Origin of the sequence: Humibacillus xanthopallidus (assembly GCF_006717145.1) — a bacterium.
Classification (GTDB): Bacteria; Actinomycetota; Actinomycetes; order Actinomycetales; family Dermatophilaceae; genus Humibacillus; species Humibacillus xanthopallidus.
Map to the genome: position 1 here is coordinate 1,037,904 of NZ_VFQF01000001.1, position 11,713 is coordinate 1,049,616.

An 11,713-nucleotide genomic window follows, 5' to 3' on the forward strand; every position below is an offset into this window, starting at 1 on the left:
GAAAGGTTGACCGGCGGGTGCTCCGATCGATGCGGATAGACCCTCCTCACGCTCGATGTGTCGCCCCTGCCGCAGCAGGAGGGTGGAGACCGGCGCTGCACCAGCGCGACGGCCCTGTCACGTGTCCCACCGCACGGAGTCGGGCCGCGCAACCCGTGGAAAGGAAGCACCGGCGTGTTCGTCGCCATCCGAGATCTTCGCTTCGCCAAGGGACGGTTCGCCCTCATGGGCGCCGTCGTGGCACTCATCACCCTGCTCGTCGTCCTGCTCTCTGGCCTCACGGTCGGTCTCGGCCGAGGCAACACCTCGGCCGTGACCGACCTCGGCGCCGACCACCTCGTGTTCGCGGCGCCCCCGGTGGGGCAGAAGCTCGCCTTCACCGACTCGTCCGTCAGCCCGGCGGTGCGCTCCGCGTGGTCGCGCGTGCCCGGGGTCCGCAGCGCAGAGCCTGTCGTCGTCGCCATGACCCGAGCCGCCACCGCCGGGCGCACCGCCGGGGTCGCCGTCTTCGCCGTTCCGCCCGGCTCGCCACTCGTCCCTGGTGGCGGCGACGGAGGCGGTGGGTCTGGAGCTGCCGGCTCTGTGGCGCCGGGCCGGGTCGTCGTGTCGACCGGGGCAGCGGCGGCGCTCGACGTCACCGCGGGCGACCGCATCGACCTGGCCGGGCGGTCGGTCACGGTGGGGGAGGTCTCCGGCGCCGACGAGTTCTCGCACGCGCCGGTCGTCTGGGCCGCGACGGCGAACGCGCCGGCCTCCGGCCTCGAGCCGGGGCACGCGACGTTCCTCGCCCTGACGACCGGCGACACGGAGCAGCGGGCCGTGGGCGCAGCTGATGGCGGCTCCGGTCTCGACGCAGACCTTGCCGCCGCCGACCAGAGGCTGGGCACCGTCACCCTCACCCCGGCGCAGTCCGTCTCGGCCATCGGCTCCTTCTCGTCCGAGAACGGCTCGCTGCAGCTGATGCGGGCCCTGCTCTTCGCCATCTCCGCCCTCGTCATCGGCGCGTTCTTCACCGTCTGGACCGTCCAGCGCAGCGGTGAGATCGCCATCCTCAAGGCGCTCGGCGCGTCCACGCGCTACCTCCTCGGTGACGCCCTCGGTCAGGCGCTCGCCCTTCTCCTCGTCGGCACCGCTGCCGGCGCCGCAGTCGCCGCCGCCGCCGGGGCCGTGATCACCACCACTGCAGGCTCGACCGTGCCGTTCGTCCTCGACCTCCCGACGCTCCTGGTGCCGGTCGTCGTGATGACGGTGCTCGGCCTCGCGGGGGCCGCCTTCTCACTGCGCACCGTCACCACCGTCGACCCCCTCACTGCTCTCGGAAGTGCACGATGACCCTTCAGCTCGATGACGTCACCCTCACCTACCCGGACGGCGCGCAGCGCGTCACCGCCCTCGAAGGGGTCTCTCTCACAGCGGAGCCCGGCACCCTGACCGCCGTGACGGGCCCCTCAGGCTCCGGCAAGTCCAGCCTGCTCGCCGTCGCGGCGACGCTCGTCGCGCCCGACTCCGGGCGGGTGCTGCTCGGGGGCCGCGACCTCTCGGCCCTGGGCCCGAAGGAGACCGCCACGGTGCGTCGCGAACGCATCGGCATCATCTTCCAGAGCTCGAACCTGCTCGCGTCGCTCACGGCGATCGACCAGCTCCTCGTCCTCGCGCACATGAACGGCACACCCCTGTCGGTGGCGCGCCCCCGAGCGACGGAGCTGCTCGATGCGGTCGGGCTGGCTGACCAGGCGGACCGTCGACCACATCAGCTCTCGGGTGGCCAGCGCCAGCGGGTGACGATCGCCCGCGGACTGATGAACGACCCAGCGCTGCTGCTCGTCGACGAGCCCACGAGCGCCCTCGACAGCAACCGCGGCGAGGCGGTCGTGCAGCTGCTGCGGCGGCTGACGGCCGAGCGTGACCTCACGACAGTGATGGTGACCCACGACGAGCGCCACCGCGACTCAGCCGACCAGGTGACCGAGATCGTGGACGGCAGACTCCGACAGCTAGCCGACCGGTGAGGAGCCCAGCACGCTGCGGGCGCTCGCGGCAGCCCGGGCGACAGCCTCGGCGACCGGCTGGGACCGATGCTCGTCGGACAGGATCTCCACGCCCCATGGCCCGTTCCAGCCTGCGGTGCGCAGCGCCGAGATCATGGCCGTGAGGTCGAAGCTGCCCTCGCCGCAGTAGCGACGCCGATGCACGGTGTCGTCGAACAGCGTTCCGATCACCTGCTCGTCGGCGTCGTTGAGCTCGACGCCGATGATGCGGTGCAGCGGCACGGTCGCGAGGTCGGACGGGGGCGTGTGTCCGCGGGCGATGTGCCAGGTGTCGATCACGACGCCGCCGGCGGCGTGTCCGGCGGCCTCGACGAGCTGCAGACCGTCACGAAGCGTCTTGACGTTCGACCACGGGAAGAACTCGAGCCCGAGCCGGGCGCCGACACCCTCCGCCTGCGCCGCGAGCTCAGCGAACCTGGCGGCCCAGAGGCCACGGTCCCACGGGCCGTCATCACCGTCGGGGGTGACCTTGAGGTGCCGGGCGCCGAGCGCCTCCGCTGCCCCGAGGAGGTCGTGGCGCACACGGTCTGACTCCTGTCGGTGCTCCCCGTCGTCCCACCAGTAGGGGATTCCCTCGAGCTCGAGGTCGTCCATCCCGTTGTCAGCGAGCATCGCACGTATCCCATTGAGGCCGTATGCCGCCACGGCCGCGGGCAGGTCGTCGGACAGCAGTCCGAAGCCCCGGAAGCCGGCCGCCGATGCGGCCTCGATCCGTTCACGCAGGGGGAGCGGACTGCGCAGGTCGGTCCGATCCGAGGCGGCATCGCCTGCGGTCGTCCAACAGGTGGCGAGCAGCTCGTCAGTGGGCGCTGTCATGTCTGGTCACTTCCGGGGTCGCGGTGGGTTGGCCTCGGCTGCAGGCCGACGGCTTCGTAGCACTGGTCGATCAGGCGCATCGTCCTCACGGCGTCGGTGGCATCGGTGCGGGCCGGCACACCGGTGCGGACGGCCGTCGTGAAGGCCTCGAGCTGGTAGGTGTAGGAGGAGCGTGTGCCGAGGCGCTCGGTGCGGGTGCCCTTCGTGGTGGTGACGATGAGCCGGTCGTCGTTGTGCGGGTTGACGAAGTCGGTGATCACCGCCTCGCCGGCGGTGCCGATCAGACGATGACTCATCTGGTGGTGGTCGCTCGCCATGTTGCAGCCGGCGGTCCCGGTGACGCCGTTCGGGAACTCCAGCTCGGCGGTCAGCCACTCGTCGACCCTGGGGTGGCCCGCTCGCTCGCCTCCGCGTGCCCCGACCAGGGCAGGCTCGCCGCCCACGAACGGAGCAAGCATGCGCATCGAGTGCAGGCTGTAGCAGCCGAGGTCCATGAGGGCTCCGCCGCTGAGCTCGAGCGACCATCGCGGATCGCTGTCGCTCGGCGCCGGCATGTCCATCACGGTCTCGACGTGCCGCAGCTCACCGAGCTCCCCGCTGGTGAGGATGGCGTGCAGCCGCGCGACCAGCGGGTGCCAGAGGTAGTGGAACCCCTCGAAGAACTGTCGGTCCGTCCGGCCCGCCACCGCTGCGACGTCCTCGGCCTCGGCGGCGTTGCTCGCCGAGGGCTTCTCGGTGAAGACGTGCTTTCCGGCGGCCAGGGCGACCTTGTTCCACGGTGCGTGAAGGCTGTTGGCCAAGGGGTTGTAGACCGCCTCCACCTCGGGGTCGTTGATGACGTCGAGATAGGAGCTGTGGACACGCTCGACGCCGTGCGCCGTGGCGAAGGCCGCCGCCCGGGCAGGGTCCCGGGCGGCCACAGCGACGAGCCGGGTGCCGGTGATCGTGGCCGGCTTGATGACGGCCAGCTCGGTGATGCGAGCGGCTCCGAGCAGGCCGAGCCGCAGCGGCTCCACGTCGCTCATCCCGGTGTCGGAGCCGACGAACGGGCGAGCAGGTCCCGCACGTGGTCGGCGCTGATGCGCACGTCGTGGATCGGCCCCTCGCCCTGGGGCTCCTCGGTGAGGATCGTGTCCTGCTCGAGGGTGTACCACCCTGAGTAGCCGTTGCCCTGAAGCGTGCCCACGATGGACCCGAAGTCGACGTCCCCTGTGCCGAGGGGACGGTACATCCCCTCGATGACCCCCTCCGTGTAGGTGAGGCGTCCGGCGCGCACCTTGTCGGCGATGGAGCTGTCGACGTCCTTGAGGTGGGTGTGCGCGATGCGGTCCGGTGACTGGCGGGTCAGCTCGGCGGGGTCGGTGCCACCGATGAGCAGGTGCCCGGTGTCGAGGCACAGGGCGATGGACGAACCCTCCAGGACGCGCTGGACCTCGGGACCGGACTCGATCATGGTCCCGACGTGCGGGTGCAGCACCGCCCGCACCCCGTGCTCCGAGGCGAGGCGTGTGATGCGGTCGAGGTTGTCGAGGAGCCTCTTCCAGCCGGCTTCGTCGAGGATCGGCCGGGTGTCGTAGCCGTCGAGTCCCGAGACCGCCGACAGCACGAGGACCTCCGCATGGGTCGCGTCGTAGCCAGAGAGGATCCGGCTGATCTCGGGGAGCGGGTCGTGCCCGGACTGGTGCATGAGGACGGGAGTGAAGCCGCCGACCGCAGTCAGGTGGTGGCGTGCGAGAACCGCGGCCATCTCCTGGGGGTCCGCGGGCAGGAACCCGTCCGGGCCGAGCTCGGTCGCGGAGAGACCGACCTCCTGCATCTCCGCGAGCACGCGCTGGGGAGTGAGCTGGTAGCCCCAGTTCGGGACCTCGCAGACTCCCCAGGAGATGGGCGCGCCGGCAATCCGGCCCTTGATGGGGGTGTCGGAGGGGGTCGGACGCAGCGTGTGGTCGGTCATGACTGTCGAACCTCGTCTATCTGCACCGGGCGGTGCTCCTGCAGGGAAAGGGTGGCGGCCTCCGCGATGAAGGCGACGGCCAGTGCGTCGTCGACGGTGCACGGTGAGTTCCGTTGTCCGGCAACAACTTCGGTGAACGCCTGGAGCTCGGCGTGGAAGGCCCTGGTGAGCCGGTCCATGAAGAAGGTGGCCGGCGGCCCAGCCGGCCAGCTGACTCCGGGCTCGAGGTTGCGCAGAGGAGTGGTGTCGCTCCACCCGGCGGCAACGCTGTCGCCCGTGCCGTGCAGCTCCAGGCGCACGTCGTAGCCCCGGGGGTTGTAGCGAGTGTTCGAGACGACCGCGGTGGCGCCGTCGTCGAAGGTCAGCACGGTCGCAGCGGTGGCCACGTCGCCGAACTCGGCGAAGAAGTCGGCACCCCTGGCGCTTCCGGTGGCATACACCTCGACGACCTCTCGACCCGTCACCCAGCGGACGGTGTCGAAGTCGTGGACGCTGCAGTCGCGGAAGATCCCGCCGGACGTCTGGATGTACTCGCGGGGGGCGGGCGCAGGGTCCAAGGTGGTGGAACGGACCGTGTGGACCCAGCCCAGCTCACCGGACTCGACGGCCGACCGGGCTGCGCTGAACGCCGGGTCGAAGCGTCTCGGGTAGCCGACCTGCACGGCGATGCCGCTGTCGGTCACGTAGCGGGCGATCTCTGCCGCCTCGGACAGGTCGCCGGACAGCGGCTTCTCGCAGAAGACGGGGATACCGGCGTCGATCCCTGCCCTGATCAGCTCCGTGTGGGCGTTGGTGGCTGCGGCGATGACGATGGCGTCGACCCCGCTGCCGATGAGGCTCTCGGGGGAGTCGGCGACCTGTGCGCCGACCCGTTCCGCGACGGCCCGGGTGACGGCGGGGACCGCATCCGTCACGACCAGGGATTCGACAGCCGGGAGCTGGGACAGGGTGTCGGCGTGAAACGAGCCGATTCTGCCGAGACCGATCAGGCCAAGGCGCATGGTTCTCTCCTCGATACGAGTTGGGTGAAGGGGGTGGTGCCGAAGCGGTGGGTCAGCCGAGGCCGCCGATGACGTTCTGGTCCCAGTCGATGACGGAGCCGGTGACGACGCCGCTGCGGTCGGAGAGCAGGAAGACCACGAAGTCGGCGATCTCGTCGACCTGCCCGAGCTTGCCCATGGGCAGTCGCGCAGCGGCCTCCTGCTGCCAGTCCGCGCCGGCGTCGTGCGTATGCCGTTGGGTGACGTCCTCGCCGTCGGTGGCCGACCAGCCCATGTTGAGGCCGTTGATCCGGATCCGGTCCCAGCGGTGGGCGTGGGCGGCGTTCTTCGTCAGCCCGGCCAGCCCCGCCTTGGCCGCGACGTACGGAGCGAGGAAGGCCTGCCCGCCGTGGGAGTCGATGGAGATGACGTTGACGATGGTCCCGGGCTCGCCCCGGCCCACCATGTCGGCGATCGCCGCTTGCATGAGGAAGAACGGGGCCCGCAGGTTCACGGCGATGTGCTGGTCGAAGAGCTCTGGCGTGGTGTCGAGCATCGTGCCGCGAGTGGTGAGTCCCGCAGCATTGACGAGGCTGTCGATGCGGCCGTGACGCTCGATGGTCGCTGCGACGGCGGCCTGGGCCTCGGGAACGTTGCCGATGTCGGCGCGGACGAAGACGGCGTCCGTGCCAGTGCCCCGCAGCTCAGCGGCGACCGCTTCTCCGCGGTCGCTGTTCCGCCCGGCCAGGACCAGCGTGGCACCCTCACGGGCGGCCGCCCGGGCGATGCCGGCACCCAGCCCCTGGGTGCCGCCGCTGACGAGCAGAACCTTGCCTCTCAGGAGGTCTTCCACGTCGACTCCTTCACGGTCGTCGGAACGGTGTCTGCGTGCTCCCACCCGGCGTTTGCGACCGCGGCGGGGGTTCGGCCGCTGAGCACATCGAGGACGCCGCGGGCGGCATCCGAGAAGGTGGCGGCCGTGGCCTGCCTGCTGAGCCCCATGAGATGTGGGGTGAGCACGACGTCCGGGTGGTCGAAGAGGGGGTGGTGCACGGGCGGCTCCGGATCGAAGACGTCGAGCCCCACACCGCCGAGCCGGCCGTCCTCCAGTGCGGCGTGGACGGCGTCGATGTCGAGGAGACCGCCACGGCCGCAGTTGACGAGGATGGCGCCGGCCTTGACGTGGCGCAGGAGATCGGCGCCGATCAGGTGGTGGGTCGACTCGAGGAGGGGCAGGTGCAGCGTGATGACGTCGCACCTGCTGACGAGATCACGCAGGTCCGCGCAGCGCACGTCGGCAGGGGGCTCGCTCACGGGGTCGTAGGCGAGGACGGTCATGCCCAGCGCGGCGGCGAGGACTGCGGCTCGCTGGCCGATGCGGCCGTACCCGACGACCCCCAGCACCGAGCCTCTGAGGTCGCCGACGGGGACCGTGCCGCGCTCAGCCCACCGGCCCGAGCGGACGAGGGTGGTGAGGGGTCCGAAGCGCTTCACGAGATGCATGGCCATGGCGATGGCGCCCTCGGCGACCGCGGCGGCTCCGGCGCCGGGGGTGGTCACGACGGCGATGCCCCGGGCCGTCGCGGCGTCGAGGTCGACCCGCTCGACACCCACGCCGGTCCGTGCCACGACGCGCAGGCGTGGCGCCCGGGCCAGGAACTCCTCGTCGACCTGCGCGTCGGCACGGGCGATGGCACCCTGAGCGAGGGCCAGGTCCGACCCCGTCGGCTCCGGGACGAACCGGCAGTGACCGCCGAGGACGGGCTCGACGAGGGCGGGGTCGACCTGCCCGAGGCCGACCACCACCGGCAGCTGGTCGAGCTCAGGCATCGCTGGCCGCCTGAACCGTCTCGTGGCCGAAGGTGGCACCGGGCACGCGCGGCACCTGGTGCCACTGTCCGTCGACGGCCGACGCTGCCGTGGCGGCGATGACCTCGGCGTCCGCCAGGGCCTCCTGGATGGTCGAGTTGCGCTGCTCGCCGCCGGTGACGGCGACGAGGAACTTCTTCGCCTCGACGACCTTGAGGTCGTCGTAGCCGAGGCTGTTGCCCGGCCCCGGCTGGAACGCGGCGTACTCGCCCTGGGACGCGTTGCCCAGGATGGTCGTGTAGCCCTGGTTGGGGCCGGTGCGGCCGAGGGCCAGCTTGAGCTCGTTCATCTGCTCGAAGTTCCAGGACGCCGAGCCCTCGGTGCCGTAGATCTCGAACGCCAGCCCGCACTGCGGTCCGACGATGACACGGGAGGCCTCGAGCGTGCCGACCGCGCCGGCGCCGGGCGAGTCCGCGGAGAACCTCACGAGCGCCGCAGCGTAGTCGTCGTTCTCGACGTCCCCGAGCTCACCGTCCTCGATGACCGCGAAGTGCGTGGCCTGTCCCATCGGGAGGATGGGTCGCTGCTGGTGCACCGTGGAGAGCAGTCCGCTGACGTCGGTGATCGGGCCGACGACGTACTGCATGAGGTCGACGACGTGGCTCAGCAGGTCTCCGAGAGCACCACTGCCGGCGAGGTCACGCTTGAACCTCCAGGACAGCGCACCGTTGGGCTCGGAGGCATAGCCGTTGAAGAAGACCGCGCGGACGTTGGTGATGCGGCCGAGCTCGCCGTTCGCGACGAGCTCACGGATGCGCTCCACCGCCGGTGCATGACGGTAGTTGTAGCCGATGGAGGTCGTGACACCCGCTGCATCCGCGGCGGCGGCCACGGCGGCCGTGTCGACGGCATCGCGCCCGACGGGCTTCTCGATCCAGAACGCCTTGCCGGCCTTCGCCGCAGCGACGCCGATCTCGCGGTGCAGGAGGTTCGGTGCACAGATGGAGACGACGTCGACCTCGGGGTCGGCGAGGACGTCGCGGTAGTCGGTGCTGCCGCGGGAGTAGCCCAGGACCTCGCGGGCGTAGTCGACCCTGTCGGGGGCCGTGTCCGCCGCATGCACGAGCCGGGGCCGGAGGTTGAGCTCCGGGTAGACGAGGGGGATGGCCTGGTAGGCGCGGCTGTGCAGCTTGCCCATCCAGCCGACGCTGATGAGGCCAACGCCGAGCTCGGTGACGCCCTTGTCGTTGATGTGTCCAACCATGACGATGTCGCTTTCTGGGGAGAGGTCAGCAGGAGAGGGGACGAGCTCGCCGGAACCGGGGCGCCGGACGACATCGCCTCACGGGGCGGCGTGCTGCCGGGCCGCGGTCAGCGCTGACCGGGAGGCGGCGGCGAGGAGGGTGGAGTCAGAGCCGATCGCCACGAACGTCCAGCCCTGGCTGAGGCGCTCCGCGGCGGAGGCGCCGTCGTTGACGAGCAGGCCGCAGGCCTTGCCGTGCCGCCGCGCTGCGACCAGAACGGTCTCGAGGGCCGCGACGAAGGAGGGGGCACTCGTGTCTCCCGGGACCCCGAGGTCGTGGCTGAGGTCCCTGGGACCGATGAACAGCACATCGACACCGTCGATGGCGGCGATCTCGTCAGCGGCCGCGACCGCTGCCGCCGACTCGATCTGGACGATGACGAGGACCTCGTCGTCGGCCCGGTCCAGGGCGCCCGGGTCGAGTCCGAAGCGGCAGGCCCGGTTGTAGGTGGCGACGCCGCGGTCCCCGTGCGGGGGAAACCGCAGGTGGGTCAGTGCCTCGGTGACCTGTCGTGCGCTCTCCATCCGGGGCAGCATGACTCCCGCCGCGCCGTTGTCCAGCACCCGCCCCATCCGGATCCTGGCATCCGTCTCGACCCGCACCACGGTGGGCACTCCGTATGCGCCGGCCACGGGGACGACGTCGCGGACCTGCTCCTCCCCGCCGGCTCCGTGCTCGAGGTCGAGCAGCAGCCAGTCGAAGCCAGCCGCAGCGCAGACCTCGGCGGTGACGGCGGAGGCGGTGCCGAGAAAGGTCCCGAGCGTGGCATCGCCCGTGCGGACCGCCCGGGCCAGGGCGCCATCGTTGAGCGGGCTGGGGCGAGGGCCGGTCACCCGAACCACCGCTGTGACTGACGGTCCTGCTCGTACTCGGCGCGCAGTGCCGGCACCGTCGAGACGTCGGAGACCTCGGCCGGAGCGACGTCCCACCAGACACCCGCAGGGGGCAGGTCTGCATGGGGGATCACCGGGACGACGAGGACGACCGTGCCGTCGTGCCCCCGCGTGTCGTCCAGTGCCTCGCGCAGCTCGTCAGCAGTGCTGGGGCGCACCGCCCTGGCTCCGAGGCCCGCCGCGATCTGCACGAGGTCGACGGACAGGTAGTCGCCGCTCAGCCGGGGCGCCCCCGCGACCTCGGTGGCGTCGGCGAGCTCCAGTGGTTGTGTGCGGTAGCGGAACTCGTTGCCGAACTCGCGGCCGTTGCGGAACATCTGCAGGCGATGGATCACCTGGTAGCCGTGGTTCTCGGGGATGACGACCGTGATCGGCAGGCCCTCCTGAGCAGCCGTGACGAGCTCGGTCGGCGACATCAGGAAGGTGCCGTCACCGAGGAACGCCGTGACGCGAGCGGAGGGGTCGGGGTGGGCCATCCGGATCCCCATCGCGGCCGGGATCTCGAATCCCATGCAGGAGAAACCGAACTCGAGGTGGCAGGTCCGCCCCTCGGTGGCGTCCCAGACCTTCTGGAGGTCGCCGGGGGGACCGCCGGCGGCAGCGACGATGACGTCACCCGCGCGGGCATGCTCCTGCAGGACGCCGATGACCTGCCCCTGGGTCAGGACCGCGTCGGTCGTGGTGACGATGTCGGAGTCCTCGGTGACGGCGGACTTGTCGAACGGCTGGTCCGGGTCGAGTGCATCCGCCCGCTCGATCGCCCAGGCGTCGGCGAGCTCCTCGACCCGGTTCCTCCATGCCGTCTCGGGGTGCAGGTCGCGCTCGGAGAGTGCCAGGGTGAGGGCGGCCAGGCTGCGCTTGGCGTCGCCGATGACGCCCAGGGCACCCAACCGGTCGGCGTCGTGCACGTTGACGTTGATGCTCGCGAACCGCACGTCGGGGTTGGCGAAGATCGAGTGCGACCCGGTGGCGAAGTCCGTCAGCCGTGAGCCGACCGTGAGGACCACGTCGGCCTCGTTGGCCAGGGTGTTGGTGGCCGGCGTGCCTTCGAGGCCGATGCCGCCGACCTGCCACCAGGCGGCTGACTGCACCGCTCCCTTGCCACCGAAGGTCTCGGCGACGGGAGCTCCGAGCGCAGTTGCGAGCGCTTCGAGCTCGGTCGTGGCGTCGGAGTAGATCACACCGCCACCGGCGATGATGATCGGCCGCTTCGCCGTCGCGAGCAGCGCCGCCACCGCGTCGATCTCGTCGGAGTCCGGCGCGGGACGACGGATCACCCAGTCCCGCTCGGCGAAGAGCTCGGCGGGGAAGTCATAGGCGTGCGACTGCACGTCCTGGGGCAGGGACAGCACGACGGCACCGGTCTCGAGGGGGTCGACGAGGGTCCGCATCGCCGCCGGCAGGGCGGTGAGCAGCTGCTCGGGGCGAGTGATCCGGTCGAAGAACCGACTGACCGGACGGAATGCGTCGTTCACGGTCAGGTCGGCATCCACCGGGTGCTGCAGCTGCTGGAGCACCGGGCCCTGGTGACGGGTGGCATAGGTGTCACCCGGCAGGAGGAGCACCGGCAGGCGGTTGATCGTCGCCAGGGCGGCACCGGTGACCATGTTCATCGCACCGGGCCCGATCGAGGCGGTCACGGCCAGCGTGGCCCGACGACGTGAGTGCTTGGCGAAGCCGACCGCCGCGTGGACGAGGGACTGCTCGTTGCGGCCCTGGACGAAGGGCATCGTCTCGCTCAGCTGGTCGAGAGCCTGGCCCAGACCGGCGACGTTGCCGTGGCCGAAGATGCCGAGCGTGGCCGGGATCAGCCGGCGCCGTTCGCCGTCGGCGACGGAGTACTGCCGGGACAGGTAGGTCACCACGGCTTGCGCCGCAGTCAGTCGGATGGTGGCAGCAGGAGGCATGG

The 11,713-nt window shown here is 71.0% G+C and carries 11 protein-coding genes; 2 read left to right on the plus strand and 9 right to left on the minus strand.

Annotated features, from left to right (window positions below; all coding sequences use genetic code 11):
• Window positions 1-174: 174 nt before the first annotated feature.
• Together FHX52_RS04630 and FHX52_RS04635 are read left to right on the plus strand one after the other, a co-directional pair.
• Window positions 175-1,332 carry an FtsX-like permease family protein gene (locus tag FHX52_RS04630; protein WP_141820328.1) on the plus strand — a complete coding sequence of 386 codons (1,158 nt, stop codon included), beginning with the start codon at window positions 175-177 and terminating at the stop codon, window positions 1,330-1,332.
• Window positions 1,329-2,009 carry an ABC transporter ATP-binding protein gene (locus tag FHX52_RS04635; protein ID WP_141820329.1) on the plus strand — a complete coding sequence of 227 codons (681 nt, stop codon included), beginning with the start codon at window positions 1,329-1,331 and terminating at the stop codon, window positions 2,007-2,009. The genes FHX52_RS04630 and FHX52_RS04635 overlap by 4 nt, the downstream gene beginning before the upstream one ends.
• On the opposite strand, the gene FHX52_RS04640 is transcribed toward FHX52_RS04635, so the two are convergent.
• The 9 genes from FHX52_RS04640 to iolD form a co-directional block, all read right to left on the minus strand.
• Window positions 1,995-2,864, minus strand: coding sequence for a sugar phosphate isomerase/epimerase family protein (locus FHX52_RS04640; protein ID WP_141820330.1), 870 nt, complete (start codon window positions 2,862-2,864; stop codon window positions 1,995-1,997). The two genes, FHX52_RS04635 and FHX52_RS04640, sit on opposite strands and share 15 nt — an antisense overlap.
• Complete coding sequence (locus FHX52_RS04645; protein WP_141820331.1) at window positions 2,861-3,889, minus strand: Gfo/Idh/MocA family protein; 1,029 nt, start codon at window positions 3,887-3,889, stop codon at window positions 2,861-2,863. Before FHX52_RS04645 ends, FHX52_RS04640 begins: the two co-directional genes overlap by 4 nt.
• The gene (locus FHX52_RS04650; protein ID WP_141820333.1) at window positions 3,886-4,818 is read right to left on the minus strand and encodes a sugar phosphate isomerase/epimerase family protein; all 933 of its coding nucleotides are present in this window, start codon (window positions 4,816-4,818) and stop codon (window positions 3,886-3,888) included. The genes FHX52_RS04645 and FHX52_RS04650 overlap by 4 nt, the downstream gene beginning before the upstream one ends.
• The gene (locus FHX52_RS04655; RefSeq protein ID WP_141820335.1) at window positions 4,815-5,819 is read right to left on the minus strand and encodes a Gfo/Idh/MocA family protein; all 1,005 of its coding nucleotides are present in this window, start codon (window positions 5,817-5,819) and stop codon (window positions 4,815-4,817) included. Before FHX52_RS04655 ends, FHX52_RS04650 begins: the two co-directional genes overlap by 4 nt.
• Window positions 5,820-5,871: 52 nt before the next feature.
• A complete protein-coding gene (locus tag FHX52_RS04660) occupies window positions 5,872-6,651 on the minus strand; it encodes an SDR family oxidoreductase (RefSeq protein ID WP_141820337.1) in 780 nt (259 codons plus the stop codon).
• The gene (locus tag FHX52_RS04665) at window positions 6,636-7,628 is read right to left on the minus strand and encodes an NAD(P)-dependent oxidoreductase (RefSeq protein WP_141820338.1); all 993 of its coding nucleotides are present in this window, start codon (window positions 7,626-7,628) and stop codon (window positions 6,636-6,638) included. Before FHX52_RS04665 ends, FHX52_RS04660 begins: the two co-directional genes overlap by 16 nt.
• A complete protein-coding gene (locus FHX52_RS04670) occupies window positions 7,621-8,871 on the minus strand; it encodes a Gfo/Idh/MocA family protein (RefSeq protein WP_141820340.1) in 1,251 nt (416 codons plus the stop codon). The genes FHX52_RS04665 and FHX52_RS04670 overlap by 8 nt, the downstream gene beginning before the upstream one ends.
• Before the next feature lie 78 nt (window positions 8,872-8,949).
• Window positions 8,950-9,744 (minus strand): HpcH/HpaI aldolase family protein, encoded by a 795-nt coding sequence (locus FHX52_RS04675; RefSeq protein WP_221630493.1) that lies wholly within the window; start codon window positions 9,742-9,744, stop codon window positions 8,950-8,952.
• Window positions 9,741-11,711 carry a 3D-(3,5/4)-trihydroxycyclohexane-1,2-dione acylhydrolase (decyclizing) gene (gene iolD, locus FHX52_RS04680; RefSeq protein WP_141820344.1) on the minus strand — a complete coding sequence of 657 codons (1,971 nt, stop codon included), beginning with the start codon at window positions 11,709-11,711 and terminating at the stop codon, window positions 9,741-9,743. Before iolD ends, FHX52_RS04675 begins: the two co-directional genes overlap by 4 nt.
• Between the last annotated feature and the right edge of the window lie 2 nt (window positions 11,712-11,713).

Coding starts and splice junctions, on each gene's coding strand:
- FHX52_RS04635 (WP_141820329.1), top strand. CDS start 1,329: ATGACCCTTCAGCTCGATGACGTCACCCTCACCTACCCGGACGGCGCG.
- FHX52_RS04640 (WP_141820330.1), bottom strand. CDS start 2,864: ATGACAGCGCCCACTGACGAGCTGCTCGCCACCTGTTGGACGACCGCA.
- FHX52_RS04645 (WP_141820331.1), bottom strand. CDS start 3,889: ATGAGCGACGTGGAGCCGCTGCGGCTCGGCCTGCTCGGAGCCGCTCGC.
- FHX52_RS04650 (WP_141820333.1), bottom strand. CDS start 4,818: ATGACCGACCACACGCTGCGTCCGACCCCCTCCGACACCCCCATCAAG.
- FHX52_RS04655 (WP_141820335.1), bottom strand. CDS start 5,819: ATGCGCCTTGGCCTGATCGGTCTCGGCAGAATCGGCTCGTTTCACGCC.
- FHX52_RS04665 (WP_141820338.1), bottom strand. CDS start 7,628: ATGCCTGAGCTCGACCAGCTGCCGGTGGTGGTCGGCCTCGGGCAGGTC.
- FHX52_RS04670 (WP_141820340.1), bottom strand. CDS start 8,871: ATGGTTGGACACATCAACGACAAGGGCGTCACCGAGCTCGGCGTTGGC.
- iolD (WP_141820344.1), bottom strand. CDS start 11,711: ATGCCTCCTGCTGCCACCATCCGACTGACTGCGGCGCAAGCCGTGGTG.